General features: G+C 46.8%; 24 protein-coding genes. 14 read left to right on the top strand and 10 right to left on the bottom strand.

What is annotated here, in order from left to right; all coding sequences use genetic code 11:
• The first annotated feature begins 59 nt into the window (after window positions 1-59).
• The 8 genes from WB308_RS06485 (at window position 60) to pssA (ending at window position 6,957) form a co-directional block, all read left to right on the top strand.
• Entirely contained in the window at window positions 60-968 is a 909-nt protein-coding gene (locus tag WB308_RS06485) for a PDC sensor domain-containing protein (RefSeq protein ID WP_424190149.1), read from the top strand.
• Window positions 965-1,576 (top strand): imidazole glycerol phosphate synthase subunit HisH, encoded by a 612-nt coding sequence (hisH, locus tag WB308_RS06480; RefSeq protein ID WP_424190147.1) that lies wholly within the window; start codon window positions 965-967, stop codon window positions 1,574-1,576. The genes WB308_RS06485 and hisH overlap by 4 nt, the downstream gene beginning before the upstream one ends.
• A gap of 9 nt (window positions 1,577-1,585) precedes the next feature.
• Window positions 1,586-2,284, top strand: a complete 699-nt coding sequence (gene hisA, locus WB308_RS06475; RefSeq protein ID WP_424190145.1) for a 1-(5-phosphoribosyl)-5-[(5-phosphoribosylamino)methylideneamino]imidazole-4-carboxamide isomerase — start codon at window positions 1,586-1,588, stop codon at window positions 2,282-2,284.
• 72 nt (window positions 2,285-2,356) lie between these two features.
• Window positions 2,357-2,731 carry a chemotaxis response regulator CheY gene (locus tag WB308_RS06470; protein ID WP_424190143.1) on the top strand — a complete coding sequence of 125 codons (375 nt, stop codon included), beginning with the start codon at window positions 2,357-2,359 and terminating at the stop codon, window positions 2,729-2,731.
• Entirely contained in the window at window positions 2,731-3,567 is an 837-nt protein-coding gene (locus WB308_RS06465; protein ID WP_424190141.1) for a 50S ribosomal protein L11 methyltransferase, read from the top strand. The genes WB308_RS06470 and WB308_RS06465 overlap by 1 nt, the downstream gene beginning before the upstream one ends.
• A gap of 1 nt (window position 3,568) precedes the next feature.
• A complete protein-coding gene (ftsH, locus tag WB308_RS06460) occupies window positions 3,569-5,521 on the top strand; it encodes an ATP-dependent zinc metalloprotease FtsH (protein WP_424190139.1) in 1,953 nt (650 codons plus the stop codon).
• A gap of 13 nt (window positions 5,522-5,534) precedes the next feature.
• Window positions 5,535-6,182 carry a phosphatidylserine decarboxylase gene (locus WB308_RS06455; RefSeq protein ID WP_424190137.1) on the top strand — a complete coding sequence of 216 codons (648 nt, stop codon included), beginning with the start codon at window positions 5,535-5,537 and terminating at the stop codon, window positions 6,180-6,182.
• Window positions 6,183-6,234: 52 nt separating this feature from the next.
• A complete protein-coding gene (pssA, locus tag WB308_RS06450; RefSeq protein ID WP_424190135.1) occupies window positions 6,235-6,957 on the top strand; it encodes a CDP-diacylglycerol--serine O-phosphatidyltransferase in 723 nt (240 codons plus the stop codon).
• Here the strand turns inward: pssA and WB308_RS06445 are convergent.
• The 3 genes from WB308_RS06445 to WB308_RS06435 are packed head-to-tail and all read right to left on the bottom strand — an operon-like array spanning window position 6,945 to window position 11,516.
• Entirely contained in the window at window positions 6,945-9,296 is a 2,352-nt protein-coding gene (locus WB308_RS06445; RefSeq protein ID WP_424190133.1) for a tetratricopeptide repeat protein, read from the bottom strand. The two genes, pssA and WB308_RS06445, sit on opposite strands and share 13 nt — an antisense overlap.
• Window positions 9,297-9,313: 17 nt before the next feature.
• Window positions 9,314-10,558, bottom strand: a complete 1,245-nt coding sequence (serS, locus tag WB308_RS06440; protein ID WP_424190131.1) for a serine--tRNA ligase — start codon at window positions 10,556-10,558, stop codon at window positions 9,314-9,316.
• A gap of 55 nt (window positions 10,559-10,613) precedes the next feature.
• Window positions 10,614-11,516, bottom strand: a complete 903-nt coding sequence (locus WB308_RS06435) for a methylenetetrahydrofolate reductase (RefSeq protein ID WP_424190129.1) — start codon at window positions 11,514-11,516, stop codon at window positions 10,614-10,616.
• A gap of 53 nt (window positions 11,517-11,569) precedes the next feature.
• Here WB308_RS06435 and serB point away from each other — a divergent pair, with 53 nt between their 5' ends.
• The 5 genes from serB to WB308_RS06410 all read left to right on the top strand — a co-directional run bounded on the left by serB (window position 11,570) and on the right by WB308_RS06410 (window position 14,623).
• On the top strand, window positions 11,570-12,199 hold the full coding sequence (gene serB / locus WB308_RS06430; protein ID WP_424190127.1) for a phosphoserine phosphatase SerB: 630 nt from the start codon (window positions 11,570-11,572) through the stop codon (window positions 12,197-12,199).
• Window positions 12,200-12,306: 107 nt separating this feature from the next.
• Complete coding sequence (locus tag WB308_RS06425) at window positions 12,307-12,642, top strand: hypothetical protein (RefSeq protein ID WP_424190125.1); 336 nt, start codon at window positions 12,307-12,309, stop codon at window positions 12,640-12,642.
• 65 nt (window positions 12,643-12,707) lie between these two features.
• Window positions 12,708-13,034 carry a c-type cytochrome gene (locus WB308_RS06420; RefSeq protein ID WP_424190123.1) on the top strand — a complete coding sequence of 109 codons (327 nt, stop codon included), beginning with the start codon at window positions 12,708-12,710 and terminating at the stop codon, window positions 13,032-13,034.
• A 206-nt stretch (window positions 13,035-13,240) separates the two neighbouring features.
• Complete coding sequence (locus tag WB308_RS06415; protein WP_424190121.1) at window positions 13,241-13,573, top strand: c-type cytochrome; 333 nt, start codon at window positions 13,241-13,243, stop codon at window positions 13,571-13,573.
• Between the two features lie 186 nt (window positions 13,574-13,759).
• A complete protein-coding gene (locus WB308_RS06410) occupies window positions 13,760-14,623 on the top strand; it encodes a TIGR01777 family oxidoreductase (RefSeq protein ID WP_424190119.1) in 864 nt (287 codons plus the stop codon).
• Here the strand turns inward: WB308_RS06410 and WB308_RS06405 are convergent.
• From WB308_RS06405 to WB308_RS06375, 7 genes are all read right to left on the bottom strand, one after another.
• A complete protein-coding gene (locus tag WB308_RS06405; RefSeq protein ID WP_424190117.1) occupies window positions 14,577-15,560 on the bottom strand; it encodes a 6-phosphofructokinase in 984 nt (327 codons plus the stop codon). The genes WB308_RS06410 and WB308_RS06405 overlap by 47 nt on opposite strands.
• Window positions 15,557-16,159 carry an ABC-type transport auxiliary lipoprotein family protein gene (locus WB308_RS06400; protein WP_424190115.1) on the bottom strand — a complete coding sequence of 201 codons (603 nt, stop codon included), beginning with the start codon at window positions 16,157-16,159 and terminating at the stop codon, window positions 15,557-15,559. The genes WB308_RS06405 and WB308_RS06400 overlap by 4 nt, the downstream gene beginning before the upstream one ends.
• Before the next feature lie 2 nt (window positions 16,160-16,161).
• Window positions 16,162-17,130: an MlaD family protein gene (locus WB308_RS06395; RefSeq protein WP_424190113.1), complete on the bottom strand. Its 969-nt coding sequence runs from the start codon at window positions 17,128-17,130 to the stop codon at window positions 16,162-16,164.
• On the bottom strand, window positions 17,114-17,869 hold the full coding sequence (locus tag WB308_RS06390) for an ABC transporter ATP-binding protein (RefSeq protein ID WP_424190111.1): 756 nt from the start codon (window positions 17,867-17,869) through the stop codon (window positions 17,114-17,116). The genes WB308_RS06395 and WB308_RS06390 overlap by 17 nt, the downstream gene beginning before the upstream one ends.
• The gene (locus WB308_RS06385; RefSeq protein WP_424190109.1) at window positions 17,866-18,984 is read right to left on the bottom strand and encodes an ABC transporter permease; all 1,119 of its coding nucleotides are present in this window, start codon (window positions 18,982-18,984) and stop codon (window positions 17,866-17,868) included. Before WB308_RS06385 ends, WB308_RS06390 begins: the two co-directional genes overlap by 4 nt.
• 64 nt (window positions 18,985-19,048) lie before the next feature.
• Window positions 19,049-20,458, bottom strand: coding sequence for a hypothetical protein (locus tag WB308_RS06380; protein ID WP_424190107.1), 1,410 nt, complete (start codon window positions 20,456-20,458; stop codon window positions 19,049-19,051).
• 52 nt (window positions 20,459-20,510) lie between these two features.
• Window positions 20,511-20,780 (bottom strand): hypothetical protein, encoded by a 270-nt coding sequence (locus WB308_RS06375; protein WP_424190105.1) that lies wholly within the window; start codon window positions 20,778-20,780, stop codon window positions 20,511-20,513.
• Between the two features lie 154 nt (window positions 20,781-20,934).
• Between WB308_RS06375 and WB308_RS06370 the strand changes: the two genes are divergently transcribed.
• On the top strand, window positions 20,935-21,735 hold the full coding sequence (locus WB308_RS06370; RefSeq protein WP_424190103.1) for a D-alanyl-D-alanine carboxypeptidase family protein: 801 nt from the start codon (window positions 20,935-20,937) through the stop codon (window positions 21,733-21,735).
• Window positions 21,736-21,748: the final 13 nt, after the last annotated feature.

Here is a 21,748-nt window from a genome sequence, read left to right as displayed (position 1 = left end):
ACTATAGCGCAACTAAGCTACAATTCCCCTCAATTTCAGGTACAGCAAAGGGGGAGAAAATGGTCGTTCAAGATATACAGCAATATGCCGAAATTCGTCCGAAGGCGAGAGCCTATTTTTGTTATTTATTTCATAAAAATCTCCCCAATCATCTCCCCTCGGTTTCCATTGAATCGCTTACTGCCCGGTTATTGAAAATTCGGGGGGATCTTCAGGGGCTCGAAGCGGCCTATTTACTGGATGCCAAAGGGAACCAAGTCTCTCCGACCTACCTTAAAAGCGGAAAAAAAGAGGACGATATCGGGGCGAGCCGTTCCACGCGCGCCTACTATTACCGTGCTATGCATGAGCGTCGCTGTACGATTACGGACCCTTATCCCTCCTTGCTGAATGACGAACTGACCGTTACCGCATCGGAACCGATCTTTGATGAGCACGGTGAAATCGTGTATGTCGCCTGTATCGATATGCCGTTGGCTGAAGTATTGAAAATTGCTCATCCGATGGCCCTTGAATCGGGAGCCGGACGCTTTTTTAGATTGGCGTATGCCGCCTTTACCGTTGTCCTCTCTCTGGTTGCTTTGCTGCTGTTCGTCAAAGGGATAGAGAGCTTTTTAGCGTATGGGTTTGGCCATTATGACCGGATTGAGATCAAAGATATTTTCGAAGCGACCATTTTGCTGACGTTGTCTCTGGCCATACTCGATTTGGTGAAAACACTTTTTGAAGAGGAGGTGCTGGGGCGTCCCAAAAGCGACCCTACCTCCAGCATTCATAAAACAATGGTCCGCTTTTTAGGTTCGATTATCATCGCACTCTCGATTGAAGCGCTGATGCTGGTCTTTAAATTTGCGATGACGGAACCGGCCATGATTGTGAATGCGGTTTATATTATCGGCGGGGTGGCCATGCTCCTTGTCGGTCTTGCCGTTTATATCCGTTTTACAAATTTAGGAGAACGCCATTGATAGCTATTGTTGATTACAATATGGGCAATCTTGCCAGTGTTAAAAATGCTTTTGATCTGTTGGGAGAAAAGGTAGTCGTTGAATCCGATCCTGAGAAACTGATCACCTATGATCGGATTATCCTCCCCGGTGTCGGAGCATTCGGGGATGCGATGGAGCATCTCGGCGCGCGAGGTATGGATGAAGCGGTACGTGAGTACGCTGCGAGCGGAAAATATTTACTCGGGATTTGTTTGGGAATGCAGCTTTTGTTTGAATCAAGCGAAGAATTCGGTATTAACAAAGGGCTGGGATTGATACAGGGGCGGGTAGTCGCCTTTGATACAAGCCGTTTTTCCACTCCACTGAAAGTTCCCCATATGGGATGGAACCGGATGTTTACGACGGATCACCCTTTGTTTCAGGGATTAGACGAAGCCCATTATCTTTATTTTGTCCACTCTTATCATGCCCTATGCGCATCTGCGGATGACAGTATCGGTGAAAGCGTTTACGGATACCGTTTTACCAGTGCGGTTGCCCATGAGAATGTGATGGGGATACAGCCTCACCCTGAAAAAAGCCATAAAAACGGGCTAACTATACTTAAAAATTTTATTAACCTGTAAAGGAACCGGATGACTATTTTTCCAGCGATTGATCTTAAAGACGGTAAAGCGGTACGACTAACAAAAGGGGCTATGGAGAGTGCGAAAATTTATTCCGATACTCCATGGGAACTGGTCAAAACATTTGAAGAGATGGGAGCCAAATGGGTTCATTTGGTAGATCTTAACGGTGCCTTTGCCGGTGAGCCGAAAAATCTCGAGCAGATTCGTGCGATTCGTGAAAACTGCAACGTTAAACTCCAGCTTGGCGGGGGGATTCGAGACGAAGCGACGATTCAACGCTATTTGGAATTGGGGATTGATCGCCTTATTTTAGGTTCGATTGCCCTTCGTGATCCGGAATTTGTGAAAACGATGGCGGCAAAGTATCCTATTGTCGTCGGTATTGATGCGATCGATGGGTATGTCGCCGTTGAAGGGTGGGGCGAAGTCAGTACCATGAAAGCGACCGATTTGGCACGTGCATTCGCGGATGCAGGGGTAGAAGCGATTATCTGCACCGATGTGGGACGTGATGGAACGCTGAGCGGAGTGAACGTCGACTTTACCCTCGATATTGCCAGAGCGTCCGGGATTCCGACCATTGCGAGCGGCGGTGTCAAAGACGGCAGTGATATCGAAGCATTACTGAAAAGCGGCGAAGTCTCGGGGGTCATTGTCGGAAAAGCGTTTTATGAGGGGAGAATTGACCTCAAACATTTTCTTTAAACTTACCGCAAAGATGGTTAGGTTATTATTGGGGATTAATTCAGTCAAAATGTATCAAAAAAAGGACGTACTTTGAAATTATTGGTTGTAGATGATAGTTCGACAATGCGCCGTATTATCAAAAATACACTTTCGCGACTCGGCTATGAAGACGTTTTAGAAGGCGAAGACGGGCTTCAAGGATGGAGTGTTCTTGAGGCTAATAGCGATATCGGCATGCTGATTACCGACTGGAACATGCCAGAGATGAACGGATTGGAATTGGTCAAAAAAGTGCGGGCAGATGCACGTTTTGCCGATTTGCCGATCATTATGGTAACGACAGAGGGGGGGAAAGCAGAAGTGATTACCGCTCTTAAAGCAGGGGTCAATAACTACATCGTTAAACCGTTCACTCCTCAAGTTTTAAAAGAAAAGCTTTCTGCCGTTCTTGGTACTGAGGGTTAATGCAAGATTATTATTACATGCTGGTGGTTAAACCATCATCTCATTTAGAACTTTTCAGTGATTTTTTGGGCGATATCCTCCCTGTCGGATTTGAAGAGATTGATGATGGATTTATCATCCGTAGCGAAGAAGATCTCGAAACCGTCAGTTGGGGGATTGAACAATTTGCCGAAGCGCTTCAGCGGGCTCTGGGTGAAGTCGTTGATGTTGAATTAACCCTTACCAAAGAGAAAAACGACGACTGGATTGCGCAGTATCAGCAAGGGATTACTCCGATCGAAATAGACCCTTTTTATATCCATCCGACATGGGAAGAACCGCGTGAGGGGATGTTAAACATTGCAATCGATCCGGCATTGGCATTCGGAACCGGACATCATCCGACTACCGCTTCGTGTTTACGTGGCGTGGCGAAATATGTCAAAGCCGGTGATGTTGTGATGGACGTCGGATGCGGCAGCGGGATTTTGGCCATTGCGGCAATCAAAAAAGGGGCTATCGTTGATGCGTGCGATACCGATCCTCTTTCGGTTGAAAATGCGATTGTCAATGCTGAACAAAATAATATTACCTACCGCCGCTTATGGGAAGGCCCCATTAACGAAACTGATGAAAAATACGATGTCATTATCGCGAATATCGTTGCTGATGTTTTGGTTTTTATTGCCAGCGATCTTAAAAAACGGTTACGTGAGGGGGGAAAATTGATCCTCTCAGGGATAATGGACAAATATGAAGATAAAGTTCTGCGTGCGTACAAAACGTTTGAACTGAGTGAGCGTTTTGTCGAAAACGAATGGGTAACCCTTGTGGTAACCCAAAAAGGAAATGAATAATATGAGTCAACCCGAATCGAATCCGAATCCGGATAAAAACGGTAATTTTTTCAACAAAAACCCTTTAATTACCTTTGCAGTTTTTTCGGTCGCCGTCATCATCCTCTTTAAAGCGATTATCGGGGATGAAAATGATCTTTCCGGAAAAATAAGCGGACAAAGTGTTACCCGTACCCAAGAGATCAGTTATGCCGATCTCAAACGCCTTATTCAAGACAAACAAGTAGAAAAAGTCTCTATCGGGCAAACCTATATCCGCGCGATCGGCAGTGATTCAACCGGTAAAGTAGCGTACACGACCCGCATTGTCGGACCGGATGCGACACTGATCCCATTGTTGGATGAAAAAAAGATTAACTATGTCGGCTTCAGTGAGAGCAACTGGTTTACGGAAATGTTCGGATGGCTCTTCCCGTTCTTAATTATTATCGCGATTTGGATGTTTTTTGCGGGACGGATGCAAAAAAGTATGGGCGGCGGTATTTTGGGGATGGGGAATTCCAAAAAACTGATTAACTCTGAAAAACCGAAAACTAAATTTGATGATGTTGCCGGGGCACAAGAGGCGAAAGAAGAGGTGTTGGAAATCGTTGATTTCTTGAAGTCTCCGGATCGCTACGTTGAGCTCGGAGCTAAAATCCCTAAAGGGGTATTGCTCGTCGGTAGTCCGGGTACGGGTAAAACCTTATTGGCTAAAGCGGTAGCGGGAGAAGCGGAAGTACCGTTTTTCTCCGTATCAGGCTCTAGTTTTATTGAAATGTTCGTTGGAGTCGGAGCTGCGCGTGTTCGTGATTTGTTCGAGCAGGCAAAAAAAGATGCTCCCTCCATCATTTTTATCGATGAGATTGATGCGATCGGTAAGAGCCGTGCAGCAGGAGGGATGATGGGGGGCAATGATGAGCGTGAGCAAACCCTCAATCAGCTTCTTGCGGAGATGGATGGATTTGGTACCGATACCCCCATCATCATTTTAGCGGCAACCAACCGCCCTGAAATCCTTGATCCGGCACTTCTTCGTCCGGGACGGTTTGACCGACAGGTTTTGGTCGATAAACCCGATTACCAAGGGCGTATCGATATCCTGAAAGTTCATGTCAAAGGGGTAAAACAGGATGCCAATGTCGATCTCGAAGAGATTGCACGCCTCACTGCCGGATTAGCAGGAGCCGATTTAGCCAATATCGTGAATGAAGCGGCATTGCTCGCGGGACGTAAAAGCCAAAAAACCGTTCGACAAGAGGACATGCGTGAAGCGGTAGAGCGTGCGATTGCCGGATTGTCTAAAAAAAGCCGCCGCATTGATGAAAAAGAGAAGCGGATTGTTGCCTATCACGAATGCGGGCATGCACTGTTGGCCGAAACGACGAAGGGGGCGAAAAAAGTCTCTAAAGTCTCTATTGTTCCTCGAGGATTGGCGGCATTGGGGTATACCCTCAACACTCCGGAAGAGAACAAATATCTGATGCAGCGTCATGAACTGTGGGCCGAAGTGGATGTTCTACTGGGCGGACGTGCAGCGGAAGAGGTCTTTATTGGTGAGATCAGTACCGGAGCAGCAAATGATTTGGAACGCTCAACCGACATTGTCAAAGCAATGGTACAAATGTACGGTATGAGTGATGTTGCAGGATTGATGGTACTTGAAAAACAACGAAGCACTTTCCTCGGCGGCGGTATGACACAAGCACGCGAATACAGTGATAAAATGGCCGAAGATATGGATACATTTATCAAACAGTCGCTTCAAGAGCGCTACATTGAGGTCAAAAAACGGTTGGAAGAGTATCGGGATGCTATTGAAAAAATTGTAGAACTCTTGTATGCCAAAGAGAATATTTCGGGGGATCAGGTACGTGAGATTATTGAAGCTTACGAGGTGGAAAACAATCTTGAAACAAAACTCGAACCGCGTAAAGAGATAGCTTCGAGCAAAAAAATAGTCATTGACGAATAATAAGGAGTACCAGATGAGCGTTCAAAACGATACCTTTATCCTCTCTTCCCGAGGGTGGCTTTTATCGGGCGTGATAGGCGCTCTCTTCTTATTCTTTACCATGACAGGATTACACCTGTTCCAGTTTATGACAGGTGCATTATTGCTAGCGGTATTGGCAATTTTTAGAAATCCGGAACGCAACACGGCAGAAACGGAAGCCGAAGGGGTCATCAGCAGTGTGGATGGCGTTGTCCTTTCCGTCGAAGAGACGATGGTTGATGATCATAAAATGACGAAAGTAACCATCATGAATTCACTCTGGGATGTTTCGATACTTCGCGCTCCGTTTGACGGGGTTGTAGAAGGGTTTAAAGTTCGTCACGGAGTATCATTACCGTTGTATAACCCCCTTGCCGATACCCTCAATGAAAAAGTGGTTATCTCCTTTCGATCGCATAAAGGGGATGAAATCTATATCGAACATCTGAGCGAACAAAGCTGTTTTCCGATCGGTATTGAATTGGAAAAAAGCCAAAAGCTTAAAGAGGGGGCTCGGTATGGCTTTTTGGCCAAAGGACGTAGTATTATCTATCTGCCGGAAAACACCCGTTTAGCTGTAAATGCGGGCTCAAGTCTCCGTGCAGGTGAAAGTGTCATTGGATATTTGAACGCCGCCTAACGAGGTAAAGCCGGTGGCTGCTTCACTATTTTGCGCTTAAAAGGATATTTCCATGCGTCAATCTCCCCCCCCTATTGCCTATCTCCTTCCTAACCTTTTTACGGCTGCTTCGATTTTTACCGGATTTTATGCGATTGCTTTGGGACTTGAGGGCTCCTTTGTCTCGGCGGCATGGTTCATCTTCCTGGCCCTTATTTTTGACGGGTTGGACGGTCGCGTCGCCCGCCTCACCAATACGGCAAGCCATTTTGGTGTTGAATTTGACTCTTTGGCCGATATCGTCGCTTTCGGTGTCGCTCCGGCATTGTTGCTCTATCTGTACATCGGTGACACCTATGGAAGGCTCGGGATTGTCGTAAGTGCATTGTTCATTATTTTCGGTGCGGTGAGACTGGCCCGCTTTAATGTAACGACCTCGCGGATTGAGCCGAGCGTTTTTATCGGTCTTCCGATCCCTACGGCAGCGATTATGATTTCCATCGCTATTTTGTTATTGGAACAGTATCCGGGGTTGAGTCTCCATAAAGTGTTCATTCTCCCCCTCACTGCGGTCTTGTCAATTCTGATGGTGAGCAATATCCGTTATCCCAGCTTTAAAAAAATGAACTTTAAAACGTTTCATTTCATGCGCTTTCTTGTAGGATTAATCGTTGTTGCTCTAGGAATCTTTATCTATCCGATCGAGGGGATGGCGATTCTAGCAGCAGGGTATTTGCTTTATGGGCCTCTGCGTGCCTCTTTCTATCTCTTGCGGCGTCTTTTTTACAGAGGGTGATATTTCTCTGGCTCGTTCGCGAGTTTATCCGTATCGATTTCGAAATCAAAATAGCGGGAAAGAAACCCTGAATTTCCAATTTTTTTAAGATGAGGGACTGCTCCGGGGTTGTTTTGAATCTGCATATAGAGGAGTGCAAGGGCGTAGCGGCTCTCTAAATAGGTTGGATTTTTGAGTTTTGAAAGTTCCAGGAGGGTGATGGCATTTTCATAATGTTCTGCTCCGATAGATGCACAGGCCCCCATAAAGAGAGTATGCTCATCACGGATTTTATACGTATCAATCAGCTGGTTGTAGAAGGTATAGGATTTCTCGAAATCTTGATTGTAAAAATAAGCTTGTGCCAGAGCCCCCATGATATCGGCAGTATGATCGGTGGTTGTTTGGAGTCTCTCTTCCAGTCGTTGAATTAAAGGTGCGAGTTGGCCGGTGATGACGGCCATAAGAATGGCTTTATCGCGGGTAAGCTGAGGACCGAAGTAGAGATCATCATAATGGAACGACTGTTTTTTAAGATAGTTTATTGCCGATGAAGCGAATTTTTTTGGCTTTTGATCTTGGAAGCGGGTATCGATGAGCATCAGGTGGGGGAGGAGCGTATGGGGTTGTAAAGCGGACAACCGCTCTGCTCCCTGCACAGCACTCTCCTTTTTCCCTGTCTCCGTAGCAATAGCTATTTGGAGTGCGAGATAAAGGGGACGCTCTTTATAAGGGTTGTCGAGCCAATTCGAAGCACTCGGGAAATTATTATGGACAATGTCAAGCATTGTTCGGTAGAGGTCAAACTCCTCTTTTTTCGGTTCATGCGCGAGATTGTCGGTAAGAATTGAGCTAAGTTTCGGATTGTTTTTCCCTATCATTTCCGAGCTCATAAGGGCAAAAATTCCGGACATATAGTTATTGGCATCAAGATGATACGATCGTAAAAAATGGTCATACGCTTTTGACATGTCACCTAACTGGGCATAGGTGAGTGCCAGATTGTAATGCAAGATTGAGTGCTGCGGATTGGTTTTAAGAAGATCTTGGAGCTGTTTATTGGCATCTCTAAGACGAAATTTGAGTGCTTTTTGGATAGAGAGGGCAATGCCGTAATCGACGCTTGAGGCGCGACTGCTTTTTTGAAGGTACTCTTTGGCGGTAGTGACATCATCGATGTAGATATTCGCATTTCCTTTACGGATATAACTGATGGTTTGGTCCGCATTGAAAATTTTGTAGGGGGCAAAATAAAAGAGGCTTTGGTAAATTCTGGCTCGGTTGTTGGACTGGTGGCCTCGATAAACACGTTGAACATCATCGGGGTTAAAAAGAGAGGGTTTTAGAAAAACGCGCAGAGGATACGGGGTATAGACGTGCTCAGGATAGGCGATAGTGGTTTTTTGGATTAGCCCTGCGGCATCTGCTTGCAGGCCTGACTTGAGATAGACATAGGAGAGTGCCAACTGCTCTTGTATCGGTTTGTCATTTTGGATGATGGCATCATTTAAATATTGTTTGGCTAAGGGTAAATTCCCGACATTGGCATACATGAGCCCAAGTGAAAACGAATTTTCTTCGGAGAACGGATTTTCAAGTGCACTGATCGCATCGCTAAAACTTCCGAACATCGCACCGATTTTGGCACGAAGCGTATTCTGCGTCTCTTGATACTCATCGGTAGTGGGGTGTTTCAGGGCGCTGAGTGCTTCGAGATAGCGCCCTTTGTAGTAGTTGATCAAGGCGTAATAATACGAATACATCGGCGAGTTGCTCTCTTGAGGGAGATACGTTTGCGCCATGTTGATATAATAATTGAAATCCGCTTCGCGTTTGAGGTGGAGAGAGCAGACGGCTGCATTGATCGCACTGACGCATCGATTTTCACTATTGGCGATTGAGCGTTTGAAATTCTCCAATGCTCCTTCGTATTCCCCCTCTTTGAGTTGGACGACACCGAGATTGTATTGGGAGATCGCTTCGGAATAGAGGGCGATTTTTTCGTACAGTTTCAGCGCTTCGGTCAAATTACCGTTTGCGTAGAGCTGGTTGGCCCGCTCAACCATTTTTTCGAGTTCGCTGGATTCGATGATCGTCTCTTCGGCAGTGTTGATTTTTTCAGCGGTGGTCTGATGAGGGAGCGGGTCTGATTCTTTAGAATGACCGGAAAAAAAGAAAACCACTCCTCCTCCGATAGAGAGGAGGAGTACAAGAGCCCCTGCACCAATAATAATGAGCTTTTTATTTTTTAAAAGACTCGGTTTCTCATCAGAGGGTACTTCAGACGCATCGACCTTTTTTTCGACGCCGGCTGCATCCGATTCTTCGATGATGATTATCTCTTCTTGCTCTTCCGGCATAGGGTCTCTTTACGTCTTTAGAGGTATTTTTGCAATGCGACAGGAATAGTAATCGAGCCGTCTTCTTGCTGGAAATTTTCCATAATAGCTATCATCGTCCGTCCGACCGCTAAACTTGAACCGTTTAGGGTATGAGCGAGGATATTTTTCCCCTCTTCTTTGTAGCGAATCTTCGCACGGCGGGCTTGGAAGTCCCGTGTATTGGAGACGGAGCTGATTTCACGGTAGGTGTTTTGACCCGGAAGCCATACTTCGAGGTCTACCGTCCTAGCCGCACCGAAACCTAGATCCCCCGTGCAGAGGGTGACGAGACGGTGAGGAAGACCGAGTGCGGCGAGGAGATCGGATGCACAGGTGACCATCTCTTCGAACACCGCGTCACTTTGATCGGCGCGGGTAATGGAGACGAGTTCGACTTTGTGAAACTGGTGTTGACGGATCATCCCGCGAACATCCCGTCCGCCGCTTCCCGCCTCTTTACGGAAACACGACGTGTAGCCCGTCATTTTGATCGGCAACTCGGCACCGTTTAGAATCTCGTCTTGGTAAAGATTGGTGAGAGGGACTTCCGCCGTCGGGATCAAATAGAGCTCTTCCTCTTCGACTTTGAACAAATCCTCTTCGAATTTCGGAAGCTGTCCTGTCCCTTCCAGTGCGCGACGGTTGACGAGCATCGGAACACTGAACTCTTCAAACCCCCGTTCACGGTTGAAATCGAGCATAAAGTTGATGAGGGCACGTTCCAGTCGTGCACCCATCCCCCCCACAACGCTGAAACGGCTTTTGGCGAGTTTAACACCCCGCTCGAAATCGATCCAGCCATTTTGATCGGCGAGTTCCCAGTGCTCTTTCGGAGTAAAAGTAAATGTCGGAGGGGTGAGAACTTTGCGGATTTCGATATTGTCGTTTTCATCCGCACCGTCGGGTACGTCTGCATCGGGGATATTAGGAACACGCATAATGATCGCATCGAGGGCTTCTTCGGCACTGCGTTGGACATCAAGGAGATCATTCAACGTCGCTTTGTTAGCATCGACTTCGATTTTCAGCTCGTCGGTGCTTTTCCCCTCTTTTTTATATTGACCGAAAAGTTTACTCAACTCATTTTGTTTCGCTTGCAATGTTTCGTAGGCGAGTTTGGCCGTTTTGAGGGTTTCATTGGCGGATTTCAGTTCAGCGATTGTTTCCGCTGAGACCTTTTTGCGCATCAACGCCGTTGCGGTTTCGTCAAAATTTTTCTGGAGAAGTTTTACATCGATCATAAAGGGTTATTCCTGCAATTATATAGTGATCGATTATAGCCAAAAGAGGCTGAAATTAGCTCAAAATCGCCTTGGCTAACTCAAACTGATTGGCGGTCATGATATGGATTTTTGGATGGAGTGCTTTTAGCTCTTCGAAAAGGGTTTTACTCAGCTCAAACCCCACTCGGTATTCTTCCTCAGGGCTGATAAGTGAAGCTTCTTCGAGGGCTTCGACCCATGTACTCGGTACAAATATCCCCGGAACATTTTCATCTAAAAATCGGGCGGTGCGGAGTTTCGTGATCGGGAAATAGCCCAAAACGAGGACGCACGCAGTATCATTCTCGCGGTTCGCTTCGGCCATCATGTCGAGCAGTTTGCGGGCATTTTCGAGATCGTAGACGGGTTGGGAGATGATGGCGATGGCTCCGTGTGCCACTTTTTTGGTCATTTTCTTTTGCAATGTTGCGGCACTTTTGGCATAGGCATCGATAACGGCGAAAGGGTAAATCTCCTGCACAGGGGCGAGGAGTTTTTGCTCCGCCATATCGGTGCCGTGGTTGAGGGTGGTGATGATGTCGAGGAGGAGTTTGCTGTTCCCCTCGAAAACCCCTTTGGCATGGGGCTGATCGGAGTAGTGGGCGCTGTCACCCGTGAGGGCGAGGATCGCTCGGACATTGGATTCATTAGCCCCTAGTAAATCGCTTTGCAACGCGATACGGTTGCGATCGCGCATACTCATGGTGGCAAGGGTAGGTTTGCCAAAACGTTCTTGAAGCTTCATTGCCGCAAAGAGGGCATTGTATTTGAGTTTGGCCAGAGGGTTATCGGTGGTGCTGAACCCATCGACGAGCTTATCGAGTTCCAAAGCGGCAATTTTTTCAATGGTGGGGGCAAATTGTGCCGAACGAGACGGAGTCGTTTCCAAGGTGATATAGGTTCCGTGACGGAGTTTATGGATAAATGATTCGAACAAAAGCTACCCTTCGATATAATTACGTCATTATAACAAAATGTGGGAAATCTATTTTGATAAAATTAGCGGTATTTGATTTTGATTCGACATTGATGGATGGCGAAACCATCGATTTTTTTGCGGAAGCGCTGGGAATCGGCGAGCAAGTGAGTGCCATCACCGAACGGGCGATGAACGGGGAACTTGATTTCTTTCAGAGTCTTCAAGAACGTGTCACTCTTTTAAAAGGGCTGGAATTTGGTCTTGTCGAAGAGATTTGCCAAAATCTTCCGTACATGAACGGTGCGGTAGAGACGATTGCTGCACTCAAAGAGCGGGGAATCAAAGTCGTCTGTTTCAGCGGCGGCTTTCGGACGGCGACGTCGTATGCGAAAGATATCCTCGGGTACGATGCCGATTTTTCCAATGTTCTCCACACCAAAGAGGGTAAGCTTACCGGGCTTGTCGGTGGCGATATGATGTTTGATTTCTCGAAAGGGGACATGCTGCAGCGCCTGCAAGGGCTTTTCGGTATCAGTGAAGAAGAGACGATGGTGGTAGGAGACGGTGCTAATGACCGATCGATGTTTGCCCACGCCGGAACCCGCGTCGCTTTTTGCGCGAAAGAGATTCTTAAAAAAGAGGCCAATGTTATCGTCGATATAAAAGATCTCACACAGATAATAAGTAAAGTGTTTGAATAAGCACACAAGTGTGCACGGGCTCTCTGCCGAAGAGAACTTAGTGTTAGCGTAGCCAAGCGGAGCTTTGCTCCGTTGGCGTAAAAAAATAATATTACAAAGGTATTTTAATGTTAGAAAATTCATTGTGGTTGCGTTACAACCCGACTAAAACCATTCGCGAAGTATTGGCGCGGCTTTATGAGTGTAATGCTGTGGAGATCGGCGATGACGAACGTGAACTCTACGCATCCCTCAAACGTCATCTGACCAAAAAAGAGTTTCGGATGATTATGATGAACGAAGCGGGACTTTCGTCTGATGAAATCGGAGCGGAAGTGGGTTTAAGCGGTGAGGAGCTTACCCGAGCGCAATACAAAGCGTATCGTAAACTTCGTCAAGACAAAATCCGTTTGGAAGTGCGTGCGAGTAAAGTAAAAGAAGAGACGGAAGAGCCGTTAGATTAATAGGCCCAACATAGAGTTTTCGATATTATAGTATTTAGGCTTAAAATGAAGAAAGGAATCAAAGGATGAAATTGCGTTCATTTTTTCTTGTAACGGTTATATCTTTCGGGATAATGGGGAGTGTAGTATCTGCTGATGTCACAAAGGGACAGAAGTGGTACACAAAAGGGTGTAAAAGTTGTCACGGAACAGGCACTAAAGGTGCAGCAATGCACACACAAGACGAATGGGATGATCTCTTCGCTAACGGTGGCGAAAAAATTATCAAAGCGCACGCAAATGATAAATCTGCAGCCTATTTTAATAGTGATGATTTCAAAAACAGAGCAAAAGATATTCGAGACTTTTTATTTGAATACGGTTCGGACTCGGGGAATGTTCCTGCTTGTTAAGATTTGATTTCTAAGCAGATTTTAGTTTAACAAAGTGTGAGAGTTTGATACATTTTTGATAAAAAACCTGAAAAAACATCACATTAACATTCCGTTAAACCTCCATTTATCCTTTATCCGATATGATTATGGGGTATCAAGATACCTTCACCTTTTTTTCGAAAATGTTGAAGGTATCTTAAATCAATATTTCGTAGGAGAACGACATGAAAAAGTCAGCTTCATGCTTCCTTGCAGCTCTTGTTGCCGTAGGGATGATGAGTACAGCGGCATCTGCCGATGTTAAAAAAGGTCAAAAAGCTTATTTGAAAACCTGTAAGAATTGTCATGGTACCGGTACTAAAGGTGCTGCTATGCATACACAAGACGAGTGGGATGATCTTTTCGCTAACGGTGCCGAAAAAATTATCAAAGCACATGCAAATGATAAATCGGCTGCATATTTCAATGGTGAAGCATTTAAAATGCAATCACAAGATTTACGCGATTTCTTGTTTGAATACGGTTCCGATTCAGGCAATGTCCCTTCTTGCGGCTAATCCCTTAATACCCCTTTTACGGGGTGTTATTTCTCTCCTCTTTTAAAAACTTTCTTTTTATTTTCCCTCCACATGCTTTTTCATCCGTTTTGAATAAGAGTTGGTTTAAACACGCAAGTCAATTCTATCTTTAAACCCTCCTATGCACCCATTAGGCTACAATAAATTCGAATTAAAGGGATACGCATGAAAATAGTCATATGTGGGATAAGCGGATTTGTAGGAAGTGCACTCAAAGTTTTCTTTGAAGAGAGAGGGGATGAGGTTATTCCTCTCAGCATCCGCACCAAGGTTTCAGCTGAAGCGGTTGCTCAAAAGCTAAACGGGTGTGATGTTTTGATTAATCTCTCCGGAGCCAATATTTTAGGACGTTGGAGTAAGCGTTATAAAACTCTTTTGCGACAAAGCCGTTTGGAAACAACGGAAAAAATCGTCACGGCATTATCCCTGTGCGAAGATCCTCCCCATACCCTTTTGAATGCCTCGGCCGTTGGGGTATATGATGCGTATCATCAGCATGATGAATTTTCACGCCATTTCGGAGACAATTTTTTGGCCTCACTGGTACGCGACTGGGAACATTCGGCGTGCCGTGCACACTCAGAGCTCACGCGCGTATGTACGATGCGTTTCGGTGTTGTCTATGGCAAAGGGGGCGGAGCGATGGCAAAGATGGTTCCTCCGTTCAATTTTGGATTTGGGGGAAAAATGGGAGACGGATTTCAGATGATTTCGTGGATCCATTTGGATGATTTGGTGCGTGCCGCTGCTTTTCTGATCGATCACAGGGAGATCCGCGGAGCGGTTAACTTTACCTCTCCCGAACCGATAACAAATTTTGAGCAGACCAAAGCGATGGGGCGTATTCTCCATCGTCCCACTTTTTTTGATCTTCCTGAATGGGTGGTTAAACTCGTCTTTGGAGAGGGGTCGATCGTTATGCTCGAATCCAAAGAGGTTTATCCGCGGATTTTGCAAGAAGCCGGATTTGAATTTGGCTACCCTACATTTGACAGTGCGATGGAGCAAATTGTTCATACCCAAGTCTGAGGAGCTCTTCATCGATACGGTAAGGATGCAGTGCAACCTCGTCAATTGTTTTAAAGGCAAAATGGCTTTTGGTGTAGCAGATAACCGAATGGGTTTTTCCCTCTAACAGTGCGTCAATCGCATAAGTAACGAAGCGATAGGCCATAAGCCGATCGTAGACGCTCGGATTTCCTCCCCGTTGAATATGCCCTAAGACAGAGACTCGCGATTCAAATCCCAACTCTTTTTCAAACCATTGAGACACTTCGGTACTGTTTTGGAGCGCTTCGGAAACGATGGCAATAAAATAATCGCGTCCTTTGGCAATTTGGGATTGAAAACATTCCTTGTAATCGTTGATATCGGTGGGAATTTCGGGGATAAGGCACAGTTCGGCACCCGATGTGATCGCGGAGATTAACGCGAGATAGCCGCAGTTACGCCCCATCGTCTCAATGACGAATGCCCGACGAAAGGAGGATGCCGTGTCGCGGATTTGGTCAACCGCATCTTTAATCACCCCGAGTGCCGTGTCAACCCCAAGACAATAATCGGTACCGTTGATATCATTGTCGATCGTAGAAGGGATGCCGCAGAAGGCGATACCGGTTTCAGCGTAAAAACGCTCCATCCCCCGAAAACTTCCATCCCCCCCTAAGACGATCAATCGATCAATCCCCAGTGCCCGAAGATTCTTAGCCGCAACGGCACGAAAGGAGGGATCCATAAAGCGTTTGGAACGGGCTGAGCCGATTTTTGTACCGCCTCGGGTAATGATTCCGGCAACATCGCGATAGTCTGCGGGTGCGATTGCGTTGTCGATGAGCCCTTCAAATCCGTTGCGGACAAAATAGGGCTGAAGATTACGGGCATAAGCGTATTCGACGAACCGCTTGAGAGCAGGATTCATCCCTGAGACATCTCCTCCGGAACAGAGGATCGCTATGTTTGATTTCATTTTTTCTCCTGAACTTGGATGGAAAGCCATCGGGTGGATTGTTCTGTCAGCTCCCGTGTTGCCAGTGTGAGAGCATCGATCCCTCCTTTGGCGTCTTCACTGGCAGCTGCCGTGGCAATCCTAAAACGTTTGGAGCTGATAAGGAGTTTGGTTTTGGTATCAATGAGGCGGTAGGTGATATCGATCACGCCGGCACTTTTTTGTCCCGTTTCAAAGCGGTGATAAAAGGCATTTAAATCCGATTCAAGAACCCAGTCGGCTTGTGCCGCGGAGGTGGGAGTCAGCAAAGATGTAAAGAGCCCTTGCTCGTGTAATGCACTGCTCAAGGAACGCTCGATAAGTATGGCGGGAGTATCACTCCACCTCGTGTAGAGATAGCTGCCGCTTTCCCCTCCGTCTTTTAGGTAGTAAAGGTTTCTGGAAGCCAGAGAAGGGAGGGGCTTAGTCGTCGAGAGACGGAGTATTTTCGATGAATGCGCTACGGTAGGAGCGGCTTGATCCGATGCGGGGTAAATGGTGTATTCCTGGATAGCCGGCGAGATTGCGGAAGAGCATCCAACCAACATAACTATAGGGATGATGAGAACGAGATGGCGCATGGTTATTCTCCTGGTCCGGGTTTAGAGGCAGATTTTTTGAACAGTAAATCGGAGGGATTTTCACGCAAATGACGCAGAGTGGACTCCATTTCATTGGTGAGGGTACGGCTTTGGGTTATAAGCTCGGCGAGTTCTGTCGATGTGGGAGACGCGATAGATCGGAGATCATAATCACCGCGTTCCAAAGAGGCTTCGATTTTGCGGATCAGGGTGTGGCTCTCCTGCGATGTGGCCGTGAGCGATTCGAGGGTAGCTGTCATTTTGGTCTGCAGGAGGGTATTGAAATTATCCGAGGTTGTTTTGACGCTTACCCCTGCATCTTTCATGGCTCCCAGCGATTCGCTGGCATTGGATTCCAATGCGATACTGTGGTTGAGCAAGGTTTGTACTTCGTCCTGGTAGCTGTCGATTTGAGCCGTCAGAGAACGTAAATACTCCAGCGATTGTGCGATGTTATTGATGTTTCGGTCACTGAAAAGTCGGTCGGCACGGTCCAGTGTGGTAGAGAGTTTGAAGGCGACATTGCTAAGTGATTCATCCAGCCGTTTAATCAACGAGGCAGAAGAGGGAATAGTACTGATCGCATGGTTGTTGGTCTCCAGTAAAGGGGCATTTTTCGATCCGCCGACGATTTCAATAAATGCCAATCCGGTAATGCCGTAAAATTTGAGGACAGCGCTGGAATCGGTTTTGATAGGGGTCTCTTTTTCGATTTTGAGGGTGAGTTCGACCTCTTCGCTATTGCGGGGATTGATTCGGATGGTTTCGACGTTACCCACATCGACCCCATTGAATTTAACGGCCGCTTCGGGAGCGAGTCCGGATACCGATTCGGTGATATAGACATGATAGCGGTGGTAGAGGCTCTCATCTTGATTGTGCTTCCCTAACCAAAAGGCAAAAGCAATCAGTGCTGCGGATAAAATCAGGACATATATCCCTACGGCCGTATAGTTAACTCTTGATTCCATGGGACCCCCTTTGGAAAAAATAATCGATCATCGGATGGTCGATTCGGAGCACTTCATCAAGGCTCCCCTCTGCGATCACCTTTTTGTCACCCAGTAAGGCAAACCGGTCGATAATGCGGTGTATCGTATCCAAGTCATGGGTGACCATTACTACGGTGAGTCCCAACAAATCGCGCAGTTGCTCGATGAGGGCGTCAAACTGGCGTGAGCTGAGCGGATCGAGACCGGAGGTCGGTTCATCTAAAAAGAGGAGCTTCGGATCGAGGGCGAGGGCGCGTGCGAGGGCGGCCCGTTTGATCATACCGCCGCTGAGCTCAGAGGGATAGAGGTAGCGGGCATGGGGAGGAAGCCCGACGAGATTGATTTTAAGGGCGATGAGTTCATTGATAAGCTTCATGGAGAGATCGGTGTATTCGCGGTAAAGCATTGCGATATTTTCCCCTACGGTGAGGGATGAGTACAGGGCACCGGATTGAAAAAGAACCCCCCACTGGCGCCGAAGGTTTTGGGCCTCGACGGGGGTGATGGTATTTAAATCGTATCCCAGTACCTTCAGTTGACCGCTTTGGGGGCGTTGCAAGAGGATCATCTCCCGAAGCAGGGTTGATTTCCCGGATCCGCTACCTCCCAGCAGAGCATAAATCTCGTTTTCACGAATGGTGAAACTTATATGATCGTGGATGAGGTTGCCTCCCAATACCGTCACAATGTCACGTCCTTCAATAAGAATACGGCTCATACTCTTAACTCGGTGAGGAGGATTGAAAAAAGTGCATCGCACGCGATGACCAAAAAGATAGAATTGACAACACTTTTGGTCGTGTAATGGCCGATACTCTCGGTATTTAAGGAGACTTGGAACCCGCGATAGGTGCTGACAATGGCGATCAAATAGGCAAAAAAAGGCCCTTTTACAATTCCGATGAGATAGTGTTTGAGGGCCAGTGCTCCCTGCAGGCGGTGGATAAACTCACCAAAGCTGAGATGGGACTCTGCTTGCGCAACAACCATTCCCCCGAAGATTCCGATAATGTCGGCAAAAAAGATCAGCAAAGGCATAACGATCATCAGGGCAAAGACACGGGGCCATACCAGAAACGTGAACGGGTCAAACCCCATGGTTCTCATCGCATCGATCTCTTGGGTCATTTTCATGGCTCCGATTTGGGCCGTAAAGGCTGAACCGCTCCGTCCGGCTACGACGATAGCGGTGATAAGAGGGGCGAGTTCGCGGGTCAGAGAGATTCCTATCGTATCGACGATAAAGATGTCGGCTCCAAATTTTTGGAGCTGTACGATAGTTTGATAGGCGATGACGACGCCGATCAAAAAAGAGCTGATGGCAATAATCGGGAGCGCTTGGACGCCGGTTGTGTAGATGTGGGCAACGATAGAGCGGTAACGGATTTGGCTGGGGTGGAAGAGGGTGTAGTACAAGAGGACAAACGCTTCCCCCAAGAAGGCTAAAAACTCTCCGATTCCTTGAATATTACGATGGGTATTGACCCCTAATGTGTAAAGCCATGAGGGTGTCGGGGGAGGAGCTGTTGCTTCGATGGCTTTGGGGTAAAGGAGATGATACAGTTTTGTCTGATCTTCGTTGGCACCGATGAATGTTGAGGGGATTCCTGCTTCTTCAAACGTACGGATTGTCACTTGATAGAGGGAAATCCCTGCCGAATCGAGTTCGCTCACCTCACGCACATCCCAAATGAGGGAAGAGGCAGGGCGGAGCGTTTTGAGCAGGCGTTCAACGTTCCCAAGATGCGAAAGGGTCCATGAACCACTGCATCTTAATGTGGTTGACGAAGCCTCTTGAACAATCGTAATAACAGCCGGATCGATGCTTTGCATTTTTTATTATAACGCATTCAGCACTTTTTGAATCTAGAAAGTGAAACGGAGGGAAAAGAGCTTTTTAAAACTCATGGTCGCTATGTTCTCCCAGCGTTATGTTGAATGAAAAAATGAGTGAATCCAAATTTTGACGTATTCCCTCTTCGTTAAAGAGTGCATTGGAATGGGTGTACTGCAAACGGTAGCGGGCAGACTCGCTGGTGCTGTATTCGATCATTGCCGAGTATTGGTCCATATTTTCGGGTGTAAAAGCTGTAGGAAGAGATATGTTGTTTTGGTAGATATTGTCATAACGGGCACCGATTTTCCAGTTGTGATCCGGGGCATAAACGAGCTGAGAGTAGTAGCCTGCCTGTTGTGCCTCCATTGACGAGTAGAGCAATTCATCAGGAGTTATGAGGTCGTTATCGCTGTCTGAAATATGGGTCCCTTTCGTATCGCGATAGAGCCATTCGCTTTGCCACATCACTGAGCGCTCATTGTCGAAACGGTGGATGAGTGTTAAATCCATTCCGTATAAATCACTTTTTCCACTGAAGGCGTAGGGCGTTTCATCAGTGAAATGATCCTGACGGCTATTGCCACGGGCGATGCTTGCACCTGCGAGGATCGTCGTGTTTCCGATGTCAGCGGCCGTTTTGATGTATCCGACATAGAGTGAAGGTTGATTCGCTGAAGGGGAAAGAACCTCTTCTTCTTGTCCGATATAAGGGTTATGAATCGCCGTTTGACCAAACATAGCTTCATTTTTTCCTTGCAACGCTTCAAATCCAAACAGGAGATAATGGCTCGTCGGAGCAACCCACTGCAACTGGACACCGATCTCATTGATCCCGTGAATCCCTAAAAATGCTTCGTAGACCAGAGGCATATCGGAAAAATTCCATTCGTGGTGATGCTGGTGGTTCAAACGGCCGAACTCGCTCAGAAACTTACCGCCGCGTACTCTGAGATTGTAGGGTAGATTGGTGCGGGTAATGTAGGCCTCTTCGATCTCTACCCCCTCTTCGGTAAAATGGAATACCGCATCGGCGTCGAGAGAGGGATTCAGGGTCCCGTGGAGCAACATCTCCGCATAATTGAGGTTAAATCCGTTAGATGCATTATAGGTAGCGTGATCGTGTCCGGCATGAGAGTCTGAACCGATCAGCCCATGCGCAATGCCGGGGAGCCCAAGATGGGTCAGCTCTTCATCTTTTTTTGATCGGCTCACGTAAGAGGCATCGAGGTTGAGAGAGATATCCAGCAGTGAACTTTCGTGCTCTGGATGAGACTCTGGCGAGAGATGGTGCTGCGACGTGTGCACGGAAGCAGGTTTGGGAGTGTCGGCATGCTCCAAGTGGTCGATTTTTTCCTGCATCTCTTTCATCATTTTCGACATTTGCTCCATTTGGGCTTTGAGGGTCTGGAGTTCAGAATCGTTGGCCAAAAGGGAAGCAGCCGCAAGGGTGGAGAGTAATAGTTTTTTCATAGAAGTATCCTAATAGTTTCAATAAATATTGTTTTGTTATGGGTGAAATCGATTAGGAGAGGGGTGGCGAACGGCTGCGTAAGGAGATGTCGCTCTGAAGTGTATTGGATAATTCGGGAGGACTAAAAGGTTCATAAACCAATACAATCTTCTGAAGTTGATAGGTTTCTATCGGTAAAACCGTTGTCTGGGTGAGGAGATAGAGGGGACAGCTCTCTTGGATATGGCTATCCATATCATGATGGTGAATCACCTCATGCAAAGCGCCCAAAAGGGTTGATGCGACAAACAGTATTACGAAAAATCGTCGAAATCGTCGCATCAACCCCCCTTTTTAATAACGCGAATTCTACCATAATCATTCGACGTGGGGTTTAAATAAAAAAGCTCCTTTCTCTGTTAAGAAAAGGGGAAAAAAGCTTTGGGCATACGGTTTGCTTCGCTGGATATGGTAAAATTACACAGAGGTATAAACGATGATAAAAAAACTGATTACTTTATGTTTAACGTGTTCGGTCTCCCTTTTTGCGGCTATAGACAAACAAGAATTAAATAAACTCGAGGTGGAAGCCCTTTTGGTCAAAGATATGACTTCCAAGCAGATGCTGTATGCCAAGGAGCCGTTCAAAGAACTTCAGCCTGCCAGTCTCACCAAAGTGATGACGGTGTTGCTGGCCATTGAGCAGGGCAATTTGAACCGTCCTGTGACGATCAGCAAAGAGATGACCAAAGTGGAACCGACGATTGCGGGGTACAGACGGGGCGATGTGATCCGTCTGGAAGATTTGCTTAAAGCGGCGATGATCAAATCGGACAACGATGCGGCAAAAGCGATTGCTATAACGGTTGGGGGAACGGAAGAACATTTTGTCGAAATAATGAACGCCAAAGCAAAAAAGATCGGGATGAATCATACCCATTTCACCAATCCGTGCGGTTACGACGATAAAGGACACTATTCGACTCCCCAAGATTTACTCAAAATGACCGAGCATGCGATTAAAAACAAAAAATTCAATGATATCAGCCGTCTCAATAAACACACCTATTATTCGCTTAACAAGCATAAAGAGTTTTTTGCTTATACCCATAACCGTCTTTTGAACCGTTATGAGTACGCCGTCGGAGTAAAGACGGGTTATACGGCCAAAGCGGGAGCTTGTCTGATCGCACGGGCGAAAAAAGACGGAAAAGATTGCGTGATTGTGATGATGAACGCCAAAGGGGATCGCTGGAAGACGGCAAAAAATATTTTTGAGCAGGTTTTAAACAGTTAAATACCCATGCTTA

The organism is Sulfuricurvum sp., assembly GCF_049587615.1.
In the GTDB taxonomy this organism is placed as follows: domain Bacteria; phylum Campylobacterota; class Campylobacteria; order Campylobacterales; family Sulfurimonadaceae; genus Sulfuricurvum.
The sequence above is the reverse complement of the archived record's forward strand: the minus strand, read 5'-3'. Positions and strand labels throughout refer to the sequence as shown.

What these genes read in the sequence shown, in the direction of transcription:
- WB308_RS06485 (WP_424190149.1), top strand. Translation starts at nt 60, where the DNA reads ATGGTCGTTCAAGATATACAGCAATATGCCGAAATTCGTCCGAAGGCG.
- hisA (WP_424190145.1), top strand. Translation starts at nt 1,586, where the DNA reads ATGACTATTTTTCCAGCGATTGATCTTAAAGACGGTAAAGCGGTACGA.
- WB308_RS06465 (WP_424190141.1), top strand. Translation starts at nt 2,731, where the DNA reads ATGCAAGATTATTATTACATGCTGGTGGTTAAACCATCATCTCATTTA.
- ftsH (WP_424190139.1), top strand. Translation starts at nt 3,569, where the DNA reads ATGAGTCAACCCGAATCGAATCCGAATCCGGATAAAAACGGTAATTTT.
- WB308_RS06455 (WP_424190137.1), top strand. Translation starts at nt 5,535, where the DNA reads ATGAGCGTTCAAAACGATACCTTTATCCTCTCTTCCCGAGGGTGGCTT.
- pssA (WP_424190135.1), top strand. Translation starts at nt 6,235, where the DNA reads ATGCGTCAATCTCCCCCCCCTATTGCCTATCTCCTTCCTAACCTTTTT.
- WB308_RS06445 (WP_424190133.1), bottom strand. Translation starts at nt 9,296, where the DNA reads ATGCCGGAAGAGCAAGAAGAGATAATCATCATCGAAGAATCGGATGCA.
- serS (WP_424190131.1), bottom strand. Translation starts at nt 10,558, where the DNA reads ATGATCGATGTAAAACTTCTCCAGAAAAATTTTGACGAAACCGCAACG.
- WB308_RS06425 (WP_424190125.1), top strand. Translation starts at nt 12,307, where the DNA reads ATGTTAGAAAATTCATTGTGGTTGCGTTACAACCCGACTAAAACCATT.
- WB308_RS06420 (WP_424190123.1), top strand. Translation starts at nt 12,708, where the DNA reads ATGAAATTGCGTTCATTTTTTCTTGTAACGGTTATATCTTTCGGGATA.
- WB308_RS06415 (WP_424190121.1), top strand. Translation starts at nt 13,241, where the DNA reads ATGAAAAAGTCAGCTTCATGCTTCCTTGCAGCTCTTGTTGCCGTAGGG.
- WB308_RS06410 (WP_424190119.1), top strand. Translation starts at nt 13,760, where the DNA reads ATGAAAATAGTCATATGTGGGATAAGCGGATTTGTAGGAAGTGCACTC.
- WB308_RS06405 (WP_424190117.1), bottom strand. Translation starts at nt 15,560, where the DNA reads ATGAAATCAAACATAGCGATCCTCTGTTCCGGAGGAGATGTCTCAGGG.
- WB308_RS06400 (WP_424190115.1), bottom strand. Translation starts at nt 16,159, where the DNA reads ATGCGCCATCTCGTTCTCATCATCCCTATAGTTATGTTGGTTGGATGC.
- WB308_RS06395 (WP_424190113.1), bottom strand. Translation starts at nt 17,130, where the DNA reads ATGGAATCAAGAGTTAACTATACGGCCGTAGGGATATATGTCCTGATT.
- WB308_RS06390 (WP_424190111.1), bottom strand. Translation starts at nt 17,869, where the DNA reads ATGAGCCGTATTCTTATTGAAGGACGTGACATTGTGACGGTATTGGGA.
- WB308_RS06385 (WP_424190109.1), bottom strand. Translation starts at nt 18,984, where the DNA reads ATGCAAAGCATCGATCCGGCTGTTATTACGATTGTTCAAGAGGCTTCG.
- WB308_RS06380 (WP_424190107.1), bottom strand. Translation starts at nt 20,458, where the DNA reads ATGAAAAAACTATTACTCTCCACCCTTGCGGCTGCTTCCCTTTTGGCC.
- WB308_RS06375 (WP_424190105.1), bottom strand. Translation starts at nt 20,780, where the DNA reads ATGCGACGATTTCGACGATTTTTCGTAATACTGTTTGTCGCATCAACC.
- WB308_RS06370 (WP_424190103.1), top strand. Translation starts at nt 20,935, where the DNA reads ATGATAAAAAAACTGATTACTTTATGTTTAACGTGTTCGGTCTCCCTT.